This is a genomic window from Burkholderia sp. TSV86, assembly GCF_001522865.1.
GTDB lineage: Bacteria > Pseudomonadota > Gammaproteobacteria > Burkholderiales > Burkholderiaceae > Burkholderia.
The window spans coordinates 178,968-199,165 of record NZ_LOWB01000075.1 but is presented as its reverse complement, the minus strand read 5'-3'; the positions used below and the strand labels follow the sequence as shown (position 1 = coordinate 199,165).

Sequence of the window (20,198 nt, the reverse complement as noted above, 5' to 3'; positions counted from 1 at the left end):
ACGAGGCCGCGCGGGCGGGCGAGGCCCGGTATACTGCTGCCATACCCGGGCGGCGCGTCGGCGTGCTCGGCTCTCTTCCATCTCTGTTCGATACCAGCATGAAACGTCATCTGTTTGCTTTTGTGGCCGCGGCCGTCGTGTCCGTTTCGGCATTCGCTCAAACTGCGCCCGTGGATGTGGTCAAGGACGCGGTGGAGGGCACGGTCGGCGCGATGAAGGCGGACTCCGCGGCGCGCGGCGGCGACATGGCGAAGATCACGCAGATCGTCGAAGCGCGTTTCCTGCCCGCGACGAATTTCGAGCGCACGACGCGCATTGCGGTCGGTGACGCATGGAAACAGGCAACGCCGGAGCAGCAGCAGGCGCTTTATAAACAGTTCCGGATTTTGATGACGCGCACTTATGCGGCATCGCTTGCGCAGCTCGGCGGCCAGGACGCGAAATTCACGTTCAAGGCGGGCGGCGTGGGCGGCACGGACGCGCTGGTGCGCTCGACCGTGACGACGCCGGGCGACAGCCAGTCTGTCGGCTACCGGCTGGGCAAGGTCGGCAACGATTGGAAGATTTACGACATCGACATGTCCGGCGCGTGGCTGATCCAGGTCTATCAAGGGCAATTCAAGAGCCAGCTCACGCAGGGCGGAATCGACGGATTGATCGCATTCCTGACCAAGCACAACGCGCGCGCGAACTGACGAGCAGGCGCGCCGTGAAGCGCGCGCCGTTCGCCGGCATCGTGCAAAAAAGGGCGCCGCAGCGCCCTTTTTTTCTTGGCTGCCGCGGTCAGCGACGGCGGTGCTCGACGGCGAACTTGATCAGTTCGGCTTGCCCCTCGATGCCGAGCTTGCGCTTCAGATTCAGCCGATGCGTTTCGACGGTGCGGACCGACAGGCCGGTACGTTGCGCGATCTGCTTGCTCGACAGCCCTTGTGCGAGCGCATCGAGGATATCGCGCTCGCGCGGCGTCAGCCGATCGAGCGGCGAGGCTTCCGCGCTTGCGTGGATCATCCGCGCCGCGAGCCCTTCGCTGAAGAATGTTTGCCCGGCGAGCACCGCGCCGATCGCGCGGATGATTTCGGTTGCGGGCGAATCCTTCAGCAAATAACCGCTTGCGCCGGCGCGCACGGCTTGCGTCACGTATTCGACGTTGTCGTGCATCGACAGCATCAGCACGCGGATCGCCGGAAATTGCTCGTGAAAAACACCTGCGAGCGCGATGCCGTTCATGCCTTGCATGCCGATATCCATCAGCGCGAGATCGGGTTCGAGTGCGGCTGCGAGCGCGAGCGCGTCGTCGGCATTACCGGCTTCGCCGACGACGGCGAGGCCGGACGCTGCCTCGAGGCGCATCTTCAGGCCGTCGCGCACGAGCGGATGATCGTCGACGAGCAGAAGGCGCGCGGCGCCCGGTGACAAAGCGGAATCGGTCATCGTGGAGTTCCTGGGCTGGCGTGGCCGAACAGCGGCACGCGCGCGGTAACGACAGTGTGTCCGACTTGCGAGCTGATTGCGAGCGTGCCGCCGAGCGCATCGAGCCGCTCGCGCATGTTGCGCAAGCCGACGCCGCCGCGCGCATCGGCTTGCGCGCGCCCGGCGTCGAAGCCCACGCCGTTGTCGGCGATCGACAGTGCGAGCGCATGCGGCGAAATGTCGAGCGTGACGGCCGCGCGCGTCGCATGGGCGTGGCGCATGACGTTGGTCAGCGCTTCCTGCGCGATCCGGAACAGCGCGGTATTGATCTGCGCGGGCAGAGGCGGCGCGTCGACGCGCCCGGTCTGCGCGAAGCTCAACTCGACGAGCGTTTGCGTGCCGAATTCGCGAACGAGCTGATCGAGCGCGGCCGCGAGACCCAAATCGTCCAGCATCGTCGGGCGCAGCGCGTGAGAGATGCGCCGTACTTCGCGCAGCGTATCGCCGAGCCGCGCGATGCCTTTCGACAGCGCCGCTTGCGCTGCGCTATCGCCGGTTGGCAGATGCGCGACGCGCTCCAGCGCTGATTCGAACATCAGCTTTGCCGACACCATCATTTGACTGATCCCGTCGTGCAGTTCGCGCGCCGAGCGCGCGCGCTCGTGCTCTTGCGATTCGACGACCTGTTGCGCGAGGCGTTTCAATTTCGCGTCCGCGCTGCGCGATTCGCTGACGTTCAGCACGAGTGCGCATAGCGCGATCACGGCGGCGCCCGATAACGCGATGACGGTGATCCACGTCATCGTGCGCTCGATATTGGCCGACGCGCGCGCATCGATGCGCGCGAGCGCGGTATCGATATCGTCGAGATAAATGCCGGTGCCGACCATCCAGCCCCAGCGCGGCAATGCAATGACGTAGCCAAGCTTCGGCTCGAGCCTGCCCGTTGACGGACGCTGCCACATATAGCGGACGTAGCCGCCGCCGCGCAACGCGGCCGCGGCAAGCTGCTGTATCGTCGGCGAGCCCTGCGGATCGCGCAGCGTCCAGTAATTGTGGCCGACGCGCTCGGGCTCGCGCGGATGCATCAGCGAATTGCCATGCAGATCGTAGACGAAGAAGTAGCCGTCGGGGCCAAACTCCATTTTTTGCAGCATCGCGAGCGCTTGCTGGCGGTGCTGCGCGTCATCGCGTGCGTTATCGGCACTTGCATCGTAGAGCGGCGCGATCGCGCTTGTCGCGAGCCCGACGTAATGCTTGAGTTCCAGTTCCTTGCTCGATAAATACGCCGTTTCGATCGTCGCGTGCTGCGTGCGTGCGAGCATGGTTGCTTGCTGACGCACGCCGAGGCCGATCGCTGCGATCGTGACGAAAAACGGCACGATCGCGAGCAGGAAGATCTTGAATTTCAGTCTCATCGCCGTGGGATGCCGATCGTTTTCGCCGAGCGCATTCTAGCGGAAGAACGAACGAGGCGATGGTGCAAGCGCGCGGGAGCGGCCCTGCGAAGTCGGGCCATAAATTTTGGTATCCGAATCAACCGGCGCTGGTGAGCGGTGGCGAAAGAGCGTGGGCGGACGGCGAATTTTGAAGCGAGACAATATCTCAGAAGAGAATTTGAAAATAACGATGCACCTGCTTTGTGAATGCGATGCACAAAAATAATCTAATTAAATCCCCAAATTGGATTTCATACAAAATGTTTACTGTGGTTATGCTTTTAATTCAAAATGCTTACTAGTCGACTGTTTTGAATAATTGCTCCAAATTTTGTGTGAGTGGATCAAATAAAGTTTGACGTGGAAATTTTTTCCTTGCTATCTTCTCTTCCCATGCGGCACGTTTAAGACAGGTAGTTTGAAGAAAGTAAAGAATACGTATTTTGTCGGATGAATGAGACTGAAATCTCAGGCCGGCAAAAACCTGTCGAATAGCGTTGCTGCAACGGCGATTCGGCCAACCGGCCGGCGGGAAATAAATCAAATGCGTTGTATCGATCGTTTCTGCGCACGGTATCGCTGCTATTAGTTTGGATTCCGAAATGGATTGAAGCCGATGGGCGGGCGTGGTTGTGTCCGGGCCCAGGCCTGCTGAATGAAGTAGGGGGTGAGAGAGTGGGTATCAAAGTCGACGAAGGCCTGGCTGTTTCAAACGACGGACTTGCAAGGCTAGGTCGTCCGCGCGAGTTCGGTAAGAAACAGCAAAATCCGGCTCGGCGCTTCGGCGGTATCGCGATTGTGCTGGTGCTGCACATCCTGCTTGTCTACGCGCTGCTCAATGGCCTCGCCACAAAGGTCGTACAAGTTATTCAGCATCCGATCGAAACCCGGATCATCGAACCGGTAAAGCCGCCGCCTCCGCCGCCGATGCCGGTGGTCAAGCTGCCTCCGCCGAAATTCGCGCCGCCGCCTCCGCCGTTCGTGCCTCCGCCGGAAGTGCCGGTGCAGGCGCCGCCGCAACCGACCATTACCCATCAGACTGCGCCCGTGCAATCGGCGCCCGCTGTCGCGCCGCCTGTCGTCGCGCCACCCGCGCCCGCGCCGGCCAAGCCCGTGAGCCATGACGTCGGCGTGGTTTGCCCGAATTCCGACCAGCTTCGCGCATCGGTGCAGTACCCGAAGGAAGCGCAGGAAAACAACATCACGGGGGACGTGACGATCGAGTTCGTGGTCGACGCCGAGGGGCATGTGACGAATGTGCATGTCGCGCAATCGGCCGATCCGGTGCTGGATCGCGCGGCGCTCAACGTGGTGAGGCAGTTCAAGTGCGTCGCACAAGGGCAGTCGGTGCGCGTGCAGGTTCCGTTCTCGTTCAATCTGAATTGAACGGGCTACGCGCAGGACAGGATCGGGTCGAAACCGAACGTTGTTTGTCAGTTAAACGAGAGAGATTGGAGTGGGTATGACCAAGCGTTCACTGGCCGCCCTGGCGGCAAGCATGATGATCTCCGCGGCTGCGCTCGGCGCGCTTGCCGCGCCGCAACTCGCCTTCGCACAGGCCAGCGATGCGGCGGTCGCGGTTTCCGCGGCAACGGCCGCGCCGTCGGCGCCCGCGAGCGCCTCGGCCGAGCAGCCGGCGCCGCCGCCCGCGCCGGCTGCAACGGAATCGGTCGAAAACCCGTATGGTCTTGGCGCGTTGTGGAAAAACGGCGATTTCGTCGCGCGCTTCGTGCTGCTGCTGCTTGTCGTGATGTCGATGGGAAGCTGGTACATCATGATCACCAAGTTCCTCGAGCAGCTTCGCGCCAATCGACGCGCGAAGCACGCGGACGAGGAGCTTTGGAGCGCGCCGTCGCTCAGCGAGGGCGCGAAGAAGCTCGATGAGGCGTCGCCGTTCCGTTTCATTGCCGAAACCGCGATCGAGGCCGGCGAGCATCACGACGAGGCGCTGCTCGAAGCGGTGGATCGTAATACGTGGATCGACGTGTCGGTCGAGCGCGCGATCAACAACGTATCGAACCGTCTGCAAGACGGTCTCGCGTTCCTCGGCACCGTGGGCTCGACCGCGCCGTTCGTCGGCCTGTTCGGCACGGTGTGGGGGATTTATCACGCGCTGACCGCGATCGGCATCGCGGGCCAGGCGTCGATCGACAAGGTCGCGGGCCCGGTTGGCGAGGCGCTGATCATGACGGCGATCGGTTTGGCGGTGGCGGTGCCGGCGGTGCTCGGCTACAACTTCCTCGTGCGCCGCAACAAGGCGGTGATGGAACGCGTGCGCAACTTTGGCGCGCAACTGCATACGGTGCTGCTCGCCGGCGGCAAGCGCCCGGCGCGCGCGAATGCGCCTGCCGCGTCGCTCGTCCAGTAAGCGGGGTGCATCATGGCCATGAGCGTCGGGCAAGAGGACAACGACGAGGTGATCTCCACCATCAACACGACGCCGCTCGTCGACGTGATGCTGGTGCTGCTGATCATCTTCCTGATCACGATTCCGGTTGTCACGCACACGATCCAGGTGCAATTGCCGAAGGAGACGGTGCAACCGTTGCAGACCACGCCGAAGAGTATCGAGATCGCGGTTAACCGCGATGGCGATTTCTTCTGGAACGCGACGCTGATCGATGCGCCGACGCTGCTCTCGAAGCTCAAGGCGGTATCGCAGATGACCCCGCAGCCCGATGTGCACGTGCGCGGCGATCAGAACACGCGCTACGAATTTATCGGCCGCGTGATCACCGCGTGCGAGCGTGCGGGCATCGTGAAGGTTGCGTTCATCACGGAGCCGCCCGCGCACGGCGGTTAAGGAGACGACGATGGGAATGAACGTATCTTCCGGCGGCGGTGGCGGCGAACCGGACGTGATGGTCGACATCAACACGACGCCGCTTATCGACGTGATGCTGGTGCTGCTGATCATGCTGATCATCACGATTCCGATCCAGATGCACTCGGTGAAGATGAACCTGCCGGTGGGCAATCCGCCGCCGCCGGCGAAGCAGCCCGAGATCGTGCAGATCGACATCGATTTCGACGGCACGACGACGTGGAACGGTACGCTCGTGCCGAACCGCGCGGCGCTCGAGGCGAAGCTTGCGCAAGTCGCGGCTCAGCCCGATCAGGCGGAGATCCATTTGCGGCCGAACAAGCTTGTGCCATACAAGGATGTTGCCGCGGTGCTCGCGTCCGCACAGCGGATCGGCGCGACCAAGATCGGCCTCATCGGCAACGAGCAGTACATGCAATAACGAAGCGAGCGATCCCATGATTCAGCATTGGTGGAAGCGCGCCGCGCTCGCGGCCGCGCTCGTGGGCGGGTGTGCGCTTGCGGCGCCGTTTGGTGTCGCGTCGGCGGCGGAGTCGCTGCGTCCGGACGTTGCGCGCCCGCTTGGCGCCGCGCAGGATTTGTATCGCGCGCACAAGTACAGCGAGGCGCTCGGCAAGATCGCGCAGGCCGCGGCGGTGCCCAACAAGACGGCCTACGAGGCATACATGGTCGAGGCCACGCGCGGCGCGGTGGCTATGGCGGCGGGCAACACGGGTGAGGCGATCCAGGCATATGAAGCAATGCTCGGCTCCGGACGGCTGTCGAAGGACGATGAGCAGCGCACGAGCGCGACGCTCGCCGGCATCTATTTTCAGCAGCGAAATTATCCGCAGGCGATCAAGATCGCGCAGCGTTATCTGAAAGCGGGCGGCGGGGACCCGGAGATGCGCTCGTTGCTCGTGCAGTCGTATTACCAGTTGAACGATTGCCAGGCCGTGGTCAATCAGTTGAAGCCGGGGATCGATGCGCAGGTGCGCGCCGGGCGCGCGCCCGACGAAGCGCAACTGCAGTTGCTCGGCACGTGCGCGCAGAAGCTGAAGGACGGCGCGACTTACCGCGATTCGCTCGTCAAGCTTGTCGCTTACCACCCCAATCCGGCTTACTGGGACCAGTTGGTCACGTCGATTCGCAGCAAGCCCGGTTATCTGTCGTCGCTCGATCTCGACATCTACCGGCTCAGGCGCGCGACGGGCACGCTCACGGGCGTCGATGCCTACATGGAAATGACGCAGCTCGCGCTCGTTGCCGGCACGGCCGCCGAGGCGAAGCAGGTGATCGATCAAGGCTTCTCGTCGGGCGTGCTCGGCAAGGACGCGGGCGCCGAGCGCGAAAAGCGGCTGCAGGCGCTTGCCGCGAAGCGCGCTCAGACACCAGCCGACAACCCGAATCCCGTTGCGCCGATCGACGCCGGCATGAATCTCGTTTTCGCCGGGCAGGTGAAGCAGGGGCTCGCGGCGATGGAGGCGGTGATTGCGAAGGGCGGCCTCGAGCATCCCGACGAAGCGCGCCTGAGGCTTGGCGAAGCCTATTACTTCGCGGGCGACAAGGCGCGAGCCGTGCAGATTTTTCGCAGCGTGCAGGGTAGCGACGGGTCGGCCGATATCGCGCGCTTATGGGCGGCCGTCGCGGTGAAATAGTCGCGCATGGTGCGCCGGGTGCGGTGCCTATCGGCGAAATATTAGAGAGGTGTGGCTTTGCTGAGCAGTGAAACGAGCGGTCTCGTTTCGCGTCGCGTATGCCTGTCGCGTGCGCGCGACGCGCGCGCGCACATGCCATCGGCACAGCCCATACGCGCGCGCAAGCGTGGTGTGGCTGCCCGATGGTTGTGCGCGCATCGAGCCCGAGATTTTTCCGACAACTGGATCTTGACCGCGGGATTCTGTCTTGCCATGGTTTCGCCACTCGACGAATCGACAGTCGTTGCTGCTTCGATCGGCAACAAGATACGAGCGCTGCGCCAGCGGCTCAAGCTCACGCTCGACGAGGCGTCGGCTGCAGCGGGCATTTCGAAGCCATTTTTGTCGCAGGTCGAGCGCGGGCGTGCAACGCCTTCGATCACGTCGCTCGTCGGAATCGCGAGGGCGCTCGGTGTGACCATGCAGTATTTCGTCGATACGCCGACCGAGGCGAAATCGATTTGCCGTAGCGAGACGTTGCAATACTTCAGTCTGGCGAATTCGGCGAATGCGTTTGCCCGGTTGACGAACGTGGTGGACGGACGGCAGCTTGACGCGATCCTCGTCAGACTGCCGGCGGCGCAAGCGTTCTCCGAGATGACGACGCATGCGGGCGAGGAGTTCCTGTACGTGCTGGCCGGCGACATCGAACTGAAGCTCGCGGACAAGGCATTCATGCTGAGGACGGGCGACGCCGCGCATTACGAATCGACCACGCCGCACGCGTGGCGCAACGGCGGCGCGAGCGAGGCGGTGGTGGTTTGGGTAGGCACGCCCAGGCTTTTCTAGGCGGCGGAATATATGAAAAGCAGTGTTGACTGAATATAAATTTAAGGATTCCTTATAAAAGCGTTACGGGCTGGCGTCTTTAATCGTTGCGGAGGGCTTGGGCGAAGCGCCGGGTGCGCGACGCGGCGAAAGCCGGCCGGCTCATGGGATGGTGCGGGTTCGATGCGTTGGATGCTGGCGGGCGACAAAAGCCCGCGAAAAAGAAATGGCGGGCGCCAACGGGTTTGGGGGTGCGGGAGTCCAGAGCGGATTGCCGCGTGTACGGGGCCTTACTGACGAAAGTAAGAGGAAAAAATGAAACAAAGCACGTTAGCACTGGCAATCAGACGGATCGTTTGGGCGGAACTGGCATTGACGGCGACGCTGGCGGCGCCGGCATTCGCTCAGCAGCAACCGGCGGCGGCGCCGGATACCGGCGCGGCTGCGGCGACGCAGAGTCAGAGTGCGCAGCAGGGCGCGGCGGCAACTGGCGCAACGGCAACCAGCACGGCAACTGGCACGGCAACCGCAGGCACGCCCGCGACAGGCGCGGCATCCACGACAGGCGCGCCGGCCGCAACCGGCACGGCCGCCGCGAAGTCCGCTCAATCGGCCAGCAAGAACGGCGTCGCGCAGATCAAGCGTTTCGAGGTGACGGGCTCGCTGATTCGCAGTACGGACAAAGTCGGGTTCAATCAGGTCCAGACGGTTACGACGAAGGACATCGAAAATAGCGGACAGACGAGCGTAGCCGACTATCTGCGCAGCGTTTCGGCGAACTCGTCGAGCAGTTGGGGCGAAGGCACGACGAACAGTTTCGCGCCCGGCGGTGCGGGCCTCGCGATGCGCGGGCTGAGCGAGAAATACACGTTGGTGCTGGTCGATGGTCAGCGGGTGACACCCTATGCGTTTGCAGTCAACGGCACGGACCAGTTTTTCGATCTGAATACGCTGCCGCTGAATATCATCGACCGAATCGAGATCGTGAAAACGGGTGCCGTGTCGCAGTACGGTTCCGATGCGATCGCGGGCGTGGTCAACATCATCACGAAGAAGAACTTTCAAGGCTTGCAGCTCGACGGCAGCTATGGCGGCGCGACGCAAGGCGGGGGCGGGCAGGGGACGACGAAGTTCGGCATCCTGGGCGGGTTTGGCGACCTGAACGCGGATCGCTTCAACGTGACGGCCGGGCTCAGCTTCTATCGATCGACCGGCATTTCGGTTGCCGATCGCGATATGACGCAGAATCAGGATTTCTCGAATTTTCCTGGCGGGCTGTCGAATCAGACACTTTCATCGTGGCGGGTGCCAGGGCGCGGCAATCTACCGCTCAATCCTTGCCCGTATGGCGGTTCGCCGGTGTCGGCCGGCTCCACCGCGCAGTTGTTCGGTTCGAGCGGCACGGTTTGCGAACGTAACACCGCCTACGCGTCTTCGATTTCTCCGTGGACTGAGCGCTTGAGCGCAAAGTTACACGCGGACTTCAAGATCAATGACGCCATGCAGGCATTCGCCGATTTGTGGGAGAGCAACAACACGACGGTCACCAACAACTTCGTCGGCCGGCTGGGTTCGAGCACGCAGACCTATGATCCGGCGACGGGCGGCGTGAACCCGATCTCGAACATCGTGCCCGCCAGCAATCCGTACAACCCGTTCGGCGTGCCGGCTCAATTGCGCTACGCATTCCCGGCTGCGCAAGCGGTTCATACGAGTTCGAACTTCTGGCGGGCCGCGACGGGGGTGAAAGGTAACTTCTCGACACCGTATGTGGGCGACTGGGATTGGTCGGTCGGCTATACGCATTCGCAGAACGTGGTATCGAATAACTATTCGAACCTGATCAAAGCCTCTGCGCTCGAGAACATCGTTCAAAACGGAGTGTTCAATTTCGCGAATCCGGCGGCGACGCCGAATGGTCTCGATGGCCTGTATGGGAATACGCAGACGCAGGCGATCACGAAGCTCGACGCGTTGGACGCAACGATCTCGACGCCGAATCTGTTCAAGTTGCCCACGGGGGACGTCGGCTTTGGCCTGGGGGCGCAGTTTCTGCACGAAAGCCAATATATCGGCACGGGTGCCGGCTACGTCGACGGAACCTTTATCTCGCCGTCGATCCAGTCGGTCAATGGTCAACGTAACGTTGCCGCAGTCTTTTATCAGGTCGACATCCCGATCATCAAGAACCTGACGTTCCAGCAGTCGGGGCGCTACGATCACTACAGCGATTTCGGCGGCGCATTTTCACCGCGCTTTGCGTTGCGTTACCAACCGGTCAAGGAATTCACAACGTATGCGTCGTACAGCCGGGGCTTCCGTGCGCCGACGCTGATCGAAAATACGAAGTCGAAGACATTCGGCGCGCAAGGCGTGATCGATCCGAACGATCCGAACAATCCGGGAGGGTATGCGCTCACGGAGGAAATCCAGTCGGGCAATCAGAACCTTCAGCCGGAACGGACGAAGAACTACAACATCGGCTTCCAGTTGTCGCCGACCCGCGATACCGACATCGGCTTCGATTGGTACAAGATCCACATCGACAACGTGATCGGCACGGACGACGTGCAGACGGTCGTCAACAACAACGATCCGACGCAGGTGATTCGCGGTCCGAACGGGTCGATCGCATACGTGCTGCTGCCATACAAGAACTTGTCGACACTCGATACGGACGGTTTCGAAACGACGTTCCGGCAATCGGTGAAGACGAAGATCGGTACGTTCACGCTTTCGGGCGACTGGGCTTATGTGTGGCACTTCAAGATGCCGGTGGGCGGTGTCGAGACGGATTTTGCCGGCAACAACGGTTCGCTCAATCAGCCGTTCGGAGGCAGCTTTCCGCGCTGGAAGGGCAACACGAACCTGAACTGGGCATTCCAGAAGTGGAATGCGACGCTTACGTGGCTCTATGTGGGGCCGTACAGCCAAGCGATCCTGCCGGCGGGGAACTATCCAAACATGCAGGACAGCGTGGCGTCGTACAGCCAGTTCAACTTGTTCTTCAGTTATACCGGCTTCAAGCATTGGACGCTCTATGCGGGGATCGACAATATCTTCAACCGCAAGCCGCCGTTCGATCCGGTGTTCATGAACGCGAGCTATCAGACCGGCTATGACACGTCGCTTTATACATACATCGGCCGCTATGCGCAGATTGGCGCCACGTATCGGTTCTGATTCGAAATAGTCGGCGTTCCCAGCAGCGCACAGACATCCGATGAGCCGCTCCATGCCCTCCCCATCCCTTCTGAGCGGCCTCTTCCCCGCCCGGCGTGCCGCCGGGCGGGGAAGAGGCGGGATGGACACGCGCGATGCGCGTACCCGTTGATTTTCAAGCCAGACCGCAAGAGGGGGAAGATGAAACAGAGTGCATTGGTGTTGGCCATCAGACGGATCGTCTGGGCCGAATTGGCATTGACGGCCACCTTGGCGGCGCCTGCGTTCGCGCAGAGCGTGTCGGCGCCGGCGACGAATTCGGGAGCGGGCGGGCCGAATTCGCCGATGACGGTCGCGCAGGCCTCGGTTGCGGCAAGCGCGGCGGCGATTGCCGCGCCGGCACTTGCCGACTCCGCCATGTCTGCCGTTGCCGCATCGGCCACCTCGGCCGCCCCCCCACCCGCCGCCGCTCCCGGCGCGGCCGCGACGACGGACGCGGCGCCCGCCGCTGCGGCCGCCACGGCGCCCGGCCAGGCCCAGCCCGGCAAGAGCGGCGTCGCGCAAATCAAACGTTTCGAAGTCACCGGCTCGCTGATCCGCAGCGCGGACAAAACCGGCTTCCAGCAAGTGCAGACGATCACGCCGAAGGAGATCACGAGCAGCGGCGCGACGACGGTTGCCGATTTCCTGCGCGATACGTCGGCGAACTCGGCCAATAGCTGGAGCGAGGGCCAGTCGGGCAATTTTGCGGCCGGCGCGGCCGGCATCGCGCTGCGCGGGCTGTCCGAAAAGTACACGCTCGTGATGATCGACGGCCAGCGCGTCGCGCCGTTCGCTTTCTTCTCGAACAGCGTCGATTCGTTCTTCGACCTGAACACGCTGCCGCTCAACGATATCGAGAGAATCGAAATCGTGAAGACGGGCGCGGTATCGCAATACGGCTCGGATGCGATCGGCGGCGTGGTCAATATCATCACGAAGCGCAATTTCCGCGGCTTGCAGCTCGATGGCAGCTTGGGCAGCGCGATCAATGGCGGCAACGGCAACGGCACGACGAAATTCGGCGTGCTCGGCGGCTTTGGCGATCTGGATGCCGACCGCTTCAACGTGACGGTGGCGGCCAGCTATTACAAGGCCAACGGCTTCACGCTGGCCGATCGCGATTCGACGCGCAACCAGGATTTCACCGGCAAGCCGGGCGGATTTTCGCTGCTTGCGCCGTCGTACTGGAACATGCCCGACGGCAGCGCGCGGGCGTTGAGCGGCGGCTGCCCGTTCGGCGGCGCGCTTGGGCCGGCAGCGCCTAATTCGCTGTCGGCAGGATTGCCGGGCACGATCTGTTCGTACAACACGGCGCGAAGCATGTCGATCCTGCCGATGACCGAGCGTTTGAACGCGAAGATCCATGCCGACTTCAAGATCGACGACAAGACGACGGCGTTCGCGGATTTTCTCGAGAGCAACAACCGGTCGACGATCAGCAACGGCCTGTGGGGCAACGTCATCGGCAACCCGCAAAACTCGGCGCTCGTCTGGGACCCGCAGACACAGTTGTTGTCGCCGTTCAACACGACCGTGCCGGTGACCAATCCGTACAACACCACGGGCGCGGCCACGCCGCTCACGTATGCGTTTCCGAACGCGGTGGCCGAGAAGACGTATGCCAACTACTGGCGCGCGTCGACGGGCGTAAAAGGCTCGTTTACGCTGCCATACGGCGATTGGGACTGGTCGGCGGCGCTCAGCCATTCGCAGAGCACGGTGTCGAACGTATTCACGAACCAGCTCAACGTTGCCGCGTTGAATAACATCTATCAAAACGGCGCGCTGAATTTCGCGAATCCGGCTGCCACGCCGAATGCATTCAACGGCTTGTATCAGAATGCGAACAACCTCGGCATCTCGAAGCTCGACACCATCGACGCGACGGTTTCGACGCCGAATCTGTTTCACTTGCCGGCGGGCGACGTAGGCATCGGCTTCGGCGCGCAGTTCACGCACCAGAGCGAAGTGTTGACGCCGGGCGCGGAATATCTGACGGGCGCGGTGATCTCCCCGGATCTTCAGACGGTGAACGGCCAACGCAACGTCGCGGCGGTTTACTATCAGATCATCGTGCCGATTGTGCAGAATCTGACGTTTACGCAGGCCGGCCGCTACGATCACTACACGGACGTCGGCGGCGCGTTCTCGCCGCGCTTCGCATTGCGCTATCAGCCGGTCAAGGCACTCACGATGTATACGTCGTACAACCGCGGCTTTCGCGCGCCGACGTTCGTCGAGGACAGCAAGTCGCAGACGCTCGGCATCCAAGTCGACCCGAACACCGGGCAGAACTATACGTCGATCACGGTCGGCAATCCGAATCTGAAGCCGGAGCGCACGCGCAACTTCAACATCGGTTTCGAGGTGTCGCCGAGCCGTTTCACGGACGTCGGCTTCGACTGGTACAAGATCCGCGTGGATAACGTGATCGGCCAGGGCTCGCCTTCGCAGATCGCCACCGATCCGGCGACGGGCCAACTGCTGTACAAGGTGATTCCGTACCAGAACTTGGGCTATCTGGATACGAACGGCTTTGAAACCACGTTCCGCCAGGCGTTTCCTATCAAAGGCGCGGGCACGCTGACGCTGTCGGGCGATTGGGCGTATGTGAAGAGCTTCAAGCTGGGCTTGCCGGGCGCGGCGCCAGTGGACGGCGCAGGCAACAACTTCACGCTTTCGCAGCCGTTCGGCGGCAGCTTCCCGCGCTGGCGCGGCAACACGACGCTCGATTGGAACTATCACGGCTTCGATACGGCGCTTACGTGGCAGTTCACGGGCCCGTATGCGCAAAACCTGATGCGGGCTCCGGCGCCAAGCAAGGTGGGCTCGTACAGCCAGTTCAACCTGATGATGACGTACACGGGCTTCAAGCACTGGACGATCTATGGCGGCATCGACAACCTCTTCAACCGCACGCCGCCGTATGACCCGATCTTCGCGAACGGCACGCTGAGTCAATCCGGCTACGACCAGTCGATCTACACGTATATCGGCCGCTTCGCGCAGGTTGGCGCGACATACAAGTTCTGATGCCGTTGTGCATGGGGGCGTATTGACATCGACCAGCATTCGACGGGCCGCTCCACTTCCCTAAACACCCCTTTGGGAGCGGCTTCTTTTTCCGGTGATGCGATGCGACGTGATCCGCCCATTCCTAGCAACCCTTTGACGATGCGGTGTGCCGTTCGCACCGCGCTGATATAGACCCAGCATGACTTTTGCAATCTTGCGCTTGCCGAGCGCGCCCGCGACAGGGCCCAGCCAGCCGGCCATCGGCCGGCTGCGCGCCTGCGCGGCGCGGCTCGCGGTGGCGCTCTGCGCCGCGTTGGCCGCGTTGCCGCCTGCGCACGCGGCGGCGGGAATCGCTCAGTATGGCGAACCGAAATATCCGGCCGGCTTTACGCATTTCGATTACGCCGACCCGGATGCGCCGAACGACGGCACACTGAATTTCACCAACTACAACGAGCTGCAGAGCTACGATTCGCTGAATCCGTTCCTGCTGCGCGGCGCGTCCGCGCCGGACATCCAGAATCTGATGTTCGATACGCTGATGCAGCGCAGTTGGGACGAACTCGCGTCCGAATACGCGCTGATCGCGGACGACGTGCAGGTTGCGCCGGACCGTCTGTCGGCGACGTTCCACATCAATCCGGCCGCGCGCTTTTCGAATGGCGAGCCGATCACCGCTGCCGACGTCAAGTATTCGATCGACACGCTGACGAGCAAGCAGGCTTCGCCGATCCTCAACTCGCAGTTCGAGATCATCAAGCGCGCGAGCGTGATCGACCGCCTGACGATCCGCTTCGACTTCAAGCGGCCCGAGCGCGTCGCGCCGCTGGTGGCGGGCGATTTGCCGGTGTTTTCGCCGAAATGGGGGATGCGGCCCGACGGCACGCGGCCGCCGTTCGACCAGATCGCGACCGTGCCGCCGATTGCGAGCGGCCCCTATCTGATCGAGCAGCGCAAGAACGACAAGCAGATCACTTACGTGCGCAACCCGCATTACTGGGCGGCTGATCTGCCGACGCGGCGCGGCATGTACCGCTTCCAGCGCATCGCGTTCAAGCTGTATCTCGATCATTACACGCAACTGGAGTCGTTCAAATCGGGCGATACGAGCGTGATGGTCGAATACAGCGCGACGCAGTGGGCGCGGCGCTACGTCGGCAAGAATTTTCGCAACGGCTTGCTGAAGAAGGCGAAATTCCCGGACGGCCCCGCGCAGATGCAGGGTTTCCTGATCAACATGCGCAAGCCGATGTTCCAGGACGTGCGCGTGCGGCACGCGCTCGCGCTTGCGTTCGACTACGATTGGATGAACCGGATGATGTTTTACGGCGATTACGTGCGCACCAACAGCTTCTGGGAAGCGAGCCCGTTCGCCGCGTCCGGCGTGCCCAACGACAAGGAACTGGCGCTGCTCGAGCCGTTTCGCGCGGAACTGCCGCCCGAGGTATTCGGGCCGATGGTCAAGCAGGCATCGACGTTGCCGCCGAATTCGCTGCGCGGCAATCTGAAGCGCGCGCGCGATCTGCTCGCGCAGGCCGGCTGGCACTACCGAGACGGCGCGCTGCGCGATGCGAACGGCACGCCGATGACCATCGAGATCCTGGACGCCCAGCCCGGCATGGACCGGTTGATCCTGCCGTATTGCCAGGCGCTCGGCCTGCTTGGCATCCACGCGTATCTGCACGAGATCGACAGCGCGTTGTACGAGAAGCGGCTTACCAACTTCGAGTACGACATGACGACCTACATTTACAACCCGGTGACCATTCCAGGCACGGAACTCACGCGCCGCTTCGGCAGCGCAGCGGCGACGCAGCCCGGTTCGGAGAATTTCCCCGGCGTGCGCTCGCAAGCCGTGGACGCGCTGATCCGCGCGGCGCTCACCGCGAACTCGCTCGACGAACTCAAAACCGCAATGCACGCGCTCGACCGCGTGCTGATCAACCTGTACATCCTGGTGCCGCAGTACTACATGCCGAATGCCCGGATCGGCTACCAGACGATGTTCGACCATCCGAAGATCGTGCCGAACTCCTATCAATACGAGGACTGGGTGATCGATTACTGGTATCGGAAGAAGCCAGCCGCGCACGACGCGGCAACGGCGAAACCGGCCGCATAACGAGGACGACGTCATGCTTGCCTATATTCTGAGACGTCTGCTGTTGATGGTTCCGACGCTCATCGGCGTGGTGACGGTCACGTTCGTCGTCACGCAATTCGTGCCGGGCGGGCCGGTCGAGCAGATCATGACCCAGTTGCGCCACGGCTCCTCGCGCGGCGGCGAAGCGGGCGGCGCCGGCGGCGGCTACCACGGCAGCCAGGGCATCGATGCGCAGCAGCTCGCGGAGATCAAGAAGCAGTTCGGCTTCGACAAGCCGCCGCTCACGCGTTACTGGCTGATGCTCAAGAGCTATGCGACGTTCGATCTCGGCCAGTCGTATTACGCGCACCAAAGCGTGTGGGACGTGATCCGCTCGCGCTTGCCCGTGTCGATCACGCTCGGCTTATGGACCGTGATCCTGACTTATCTGGTGTCGGTGCCGCTCGGCATTGCGAAGGCCGTGCGCAACGGCTCGCGCTTCGACACCGTGACGAGCGTGCTCGTGCTCACCGGCTACGCGATTCCCGGCTTCGTGCTCGGCGTGCTGCTGCTGATGCTGTTCGGCGGCGGCACGTTCTGGCAGTTGTTCCCGATGCGCGGCCTCACGTCCGATAACTTCGACGAGCTGAGCGCAATCGCCAAGGTGCTCGACTATCTGTGGCATATCGCGCTGCCCGTCACCGCCGCGGTGATCGGCAATTTCGCGATCGTCACGATCCTCACGAAGAACACGTTCCTCGAGGAGATCGGCCGCCAGTACGTGCTGACCGCGCGCGCGAAGGGCGTGCCCGAGCGCGGCGTATTGTGGAAGCACGTGTTGCGCAACGCCGCGATCCCGCTCGTCACCGGGCTGCCCGCCGCATTCGTCGGCGCGTTCCTGAACGGCAACCTGCTGATCGAAACGCTGTTCTCGCTGAACGGGATGGGCCAGCTCTCGTATGACTCGGTGATCCGCCGAGACTATCCGGTCGTGCTCGGCTCGCTGTTCCTGTTCACGCTGATCGGCCTCGTTACCAAACTCATTGCTGACGTCTGCTATGTCCTCGTCGACCCCCGTATCCAATTCGACCGCGTGGACCGCTGATCCGGCACGCGGCTGCCCCGCGTCGCCGTCGCCATGGCGGCGCACGTGGCTGCGCTTCCGTAGTCAGCGGCTCGGCTACTGGAGCTTTCTGATTTTCGCCGCGCTGTTCGCGGTGAGCCTGTGCGCGGATCTGCTGTCGAACGACCGGCCGCTCGTCGTGCGCTACGAAGGCCATTACTACTTTCCGATCGTGAAGGACTACCCCGAGACGCTGTTCGGCGGCGATTTTCCCGCGAAGGCGAACTATCTCGATCCGTACATCCGCTCGAAGATCGAATCGAGCGGCAATTTCGCGATTTTTCCGCCGAACCACTACCGGTACGACACGATCGATTACTTCGCGTCGCGTCCGTATCCGGCGCCGCCGTCGCGCGACAATTGGCTCGGCACCGATCAGTTCGGCCGCGACGTGGTGTCGCGGCTGCTCTATGGCTTCAGGTTGTCGGTGTTGATGGCGCTGGCGCTGACTCTCTCCGGCGTCGTGATCGGGGTACTGACGGGGGCGCTGCAAGGCTTCTACGGCGGGCGCACCGATCTGGTCGGACAGCGGCTGATCGAGATCTGGAGCTCGCTGCCGGATCTGTATCTGCTGATCATTTTCTCGGCGATCTTCGCGCCGTCGCTGTGGCTTTTGTTTCTCCTGCTGTCGATGTTTGGCTGGCTGATGTTGTCTGACTACATGCGCGCCGAATTCCTGCGCAACCGCTCGCTCGACTACGTAAAGGCGGCGCGCACGATGGGCCTCACGAACTGGCAGATCATCTGGCGGCACGTGCTGCCCAACAGCCTCACGCCGGTCATCACCTTCCTGCCGTTCCGGATGAGTGCGGCGATCCTGTCGCTCGCGAGCCTCGATTTTCTCGGCCTCGGCGTGCAGCCGCCATTGCCGAGCCTCGGCGAGCTGCTGCTCGAAGGTAAGAACAATCTCGAGGCGTGGTGGCTGTCGATGTCCGCGTTCGCGGCGCTGGTCGTCACGCTGCTGCTGCTGACGTTCATGGGCGACGCGTTGCGCAACGCGCTCGATACGCGCACGCGCGGCTCGGCATTCGGAGGAGGCCCGCGATGACTCAGCCCCTGCTTGAAATCGATCGCTTTTCCGCCTGGTTCGGCGACAAGCTCGCCGTCGACAATCTGAGCTTGTCGATCGCACGGGGCGAGCGCGTTGCGCTGGTGGGCGAATCCGGCTCGGGCAAGAGCGTGACCGCGCTGTCGATCCTGCGGCTCGTCGCGAACGCGAAGCTTGCCGGGCGGATGCTGTTCGACGGCGAGGATCTGCTGGCGAAAACCGAGCAGCAGATGCGCGGCATTCGCGGTGCGGATATCGCGATGGTGTTCCAGGAGCCGATGACGGCGCTCAACCCGCTCTATACGATCGGCAAGCAGATCGCCGAGAGCCTGCGGCTGCACGAAGGGCTGGGGCAAGCTCCGGCGCGCGAGCGCGGCATCGAGCTGCTGCGCCGCACCGGCATTCCGGAGCCCGAGCGGCGGATCGACAGTTTTCCGCATCAGTTGTCGGGCGGCCAGCGCCAGCGCGCGATGATCGCGATGGCGCTCGCATGCCGGCCGCGTCTGCTGCTCGCCGACGAGCCGACCACCGCGCTCGACGTGACGGTCCGGCAGCAGATCGTCGATCTGCTGATCGAGCTGCAGGAGCAGGAGGCGGCCGCGCGCGGCATGGCGGTGCTGCTGATCACGCACGATTTGAACCTGGTGCGGCGCTTCGCGCAGCGCGTTGCGGTGATGGAAAAAGGCGTGCTCGTCGAAACCAATACGACCGGGGCGCTGTTCGACGCGCCGCAGCATCCTTATACGCAGCGCCTGCTCGACAGCGAGCCGAAGCGCGCGATCGAGCCCGTTGCGCCCGGCGCGCGCCCCATCGTCGACGTGCAGGGGCTGGCGATCGATTACCGGACGCCCGCGAAGGGCCTGCGCTCACTGTTCGGCAAGACCACGTTCCGCGCGGTGCACGACGTCGGGCTGACGCTGCATCGCGGCGAGACGATCGGCATCGTCGGCGAATCGGGTTCGGGCAAATCGACGCTCGCGTCCGCGGTGCTCGGCCTGCAGCGGCCAGCGGCCGGGCGCATCGAGATCGACGGAATGCCGCTCGAATCGCTGCGCACGGCGCGCGGCCGGCGCACGCTGTACGCACGGATGCAAGTGGTGTTCCAGGACCCGTTCGGCTCGCTGTCGCCGCGCATGACGATCGAGCAGATCGTCGGCGAGGGGCTGGCGGTGCACAAGCCGGACCTCGCGCGCGACGCGCGGCGCGCGCGGATCGCAGTGCTGCTGGAGGAAGTCGGGATGCCGGCCGAATCGATGCTGCGCTACCCGCACGAATTCTCCGGCGGCCAGCGCCAGCGCATCGCGATCGCGCGCGCGCTCGCGGTCGAGCCCGAGCTGCTCGTGCTCGACGAGCCGACTAGCGCGCTCGACGTGTCGATTCAGCAGCAGGTGCTGGCGTTGCTGACGAATCTGCAGAAAAAGTACAAACTCAGCTACTTGTTCATTACGCACGATCTAGCGGTGATGCGCGCGATGGCGCATCGCGTGATCGTGATGAAGGCGGGGCGCGTGGTCGAGGCAGGCGATACGCTCGACGTGCTGCATGCGCCGTCGCATCCATATACGCAGTCGTTGCTGGCGTCGTCGATGTTGGCGCCGTAGCGCGATC

15 protein-coding genes are annotated in these 20,198 nt (G+C 63.0%); 13 read left to right on the top strand and 2 right to left on the bottom strand.

Annotated elements, in window-relative coordinates; genetic code table 11:
• The first annotated feature begins 98 nt into the window (after positions 1-98).
• The gene (locus WS68_RS12955; RefSeq protein ID WP_059571189.1) at positions 99-695 is read left to right on the top strand and encodes an MlaC/ttg2D family ABC transporter substrate-binding protein; all 597 of its coding nucleotides are present in this window, start codon (positions 99-101) and stop codon (positions 693-695) included.
• Positions 696-783: 88 nt separating this feature from the next.
• Here the strand turns inward: WS68_RS12955 and WS68_RS12950 are convergent, their stop codons facing one another.
• A complete protein-coding gene (locus tag WS68_RS12950; RefSeq protein WP_059571188.1) occupies positions 784-1,431 on the bottom strand; it encodes a response regulator in 648 nt (215 codons plus the stop codon).
• Positions 1,428-2,828 (bottom strand): cache domain-containing protein, encoded by a 1,401-nt coding sequence (locus WS68_RS12945; RefSeq protein ID WP_059571187.1) that lies wholly within the window; start codon positions 2,826-2,828, stop codon positions 1,428-1,430. The genes WS68_RS12950 and WS68_RS12945 overlap by 4 nt, the downstream gene beginning before the upstream one ends.
• 702 nt (positions 2,829-3,530) lie before the next feature.
• Here WS68_RS12945 and WS68_RS12940 point away from each other — a divergent pair.
• The 12 genes from WS68_RS12940 to WS68_RS12885 all read left to right on the top strand — a co-directional run bounded on the left by WS68_RS12940 (position 3,531) and on the right by WS68_RS12885 (position 20,191).
• On the top strand, positions 3,531-4,235 hold the full coding sequence (locus WS68_RS12940; RefSeq protein ID WP_059571253.1) for an energy transducer TonB: 705 nt from the start codon (positions 3,531-3,533) through the stop codon (positions 4,233-4,235).
• Between the two features lie 76 nt (positions 4,236-4,311).
• Entirely contained in the window at positions 4,312-5,217 is a 906-nt protein-coding gene (locus WS68_RS12935; protein WP_059571186.1) for a MotA/TolQ/ExbB proton channel family protein, read from the top strand.
• Positions 5,218-5,229: 12 nt separating this feature from the next.
• Positions 5,230-5,652 carry an ExbD/TolR family protein gene (locus WS68_RS12930; protein WP_059571185.1) on the top strand — a complete coding sequence of 141 codons (423 nt, stop codon included), beginning with the start codon at positions 5,230-5,232 and terminating at the stop codon, positions 5,650-5,652.
• A 10-nt stretch (positions 5,653-5,662) separates the two neighbouring features.
• Positions 5,663-6,094: an ExbD/TolR family protein gene (locus WS68_RS12925; protein WP_059515692.1), complete on the top strand. Its 432-nt coding sequence runs from the start codon at positions 5,663-5,665 to the stop codon at positions 6,092-6,094.
• Between the two features lie 16 nt (positions 6,095-6,110).
• A complete protein-coding gene (locus WS68_RS12920) occupies positions 6,111-7,310 on the top strand; it encodes a tetratricopeptide repeat protein (protein ID WP_059571184.1) in 1,200 nt (399 codons plus the stop codon).
• Between the two features lie 252 nt (positions 7,311-7,562).
• The gene (locus tag WS68_RS12915; protein ID WP_059571183.1) at positions 7,563-8,138 is read left to right on the top strand and encodes a helix-turn-helix domain-containing protein; all 576 of its coding nucleotides are present in this window, start codon (positions 7,563-7,565) and stop codon (positions 8,136-8,138) included.
• Between the two features lie 294 nt (positions 8,139-8,432).
• The gene (locus tag WS68_RS12910; RefSeq protein WP_059571182.1) at positions 8,433-11,300 is read left to right on the top strand and encodes a TonB-dependent receptor; all 2,868 of its coding nucleotides are present in this window, start codon (positions 8,433-8,435) and stop codon (positions 11,298-11,300) included.
• Between the two features lie 180 nt (positions 11,301-11,480).
• Positions 11,481-14,354, top strand: coding sequence for a TonB-dependent receptor (locus WS68_RS12905; RefSeq protein WP_059571181.1), 2,874 nt, complete (start codon positions 11,481-11,483; stop codon positions 14,352-14,354).
• A 181-nt stretch (positions 14,355-14,535) separates the two neighbouring features.
• Positions 14,536-16,458 (top strand): extracellular solute-binding protein, encoded by a 1,923-nt coding sequence (locus tag WS68_RS12900; protein ID WP_082710005.1) that lies wholly within the window; start codon positions 14,536-14,538, stop codon positions 16,456-16,458.
• A 13-nt stretch (positions 16,459-16,471) separates the two neighbouring features.
• The gene (locus WS68_RS12895) at positions 16,472-17,524 is read left to right on the top strand and encodes a microcin C ABC transporter permease YejB (RefSeq protein WP_059571180.1); all 1,053 of its coding nucleotides are present in this window, start codon (positions 16,472-16,474) and stop codon (positions 17,522-17,524) included.
• Entirely contained in the window at positions 17,478-18,590 is a 1,113-nt protein-coding gene (locus WS68_RS12890; RefSeq protein WP_059571179.1) for an ABC transporter permease, read from the top strand. Before WS68_RS12895 ends, WS68_RS12890 begins: the two co-directional genes overlap by 47 nt.
• Entirely contained in the window at positions 18,587-20,191 is a 1,605-nt protein-coding gene (locus WS68_RS12885) for an ABC transporter ATP-binding protein (protein ID WP_059571178.1), read from the top strand. Before WS68_RS12890 ends, WS68_RS12885 begins: the two co-directional genes overlap by 4 nt.
• Positions 20,192-20,198 lie beyond the last annotated feature (7 nt).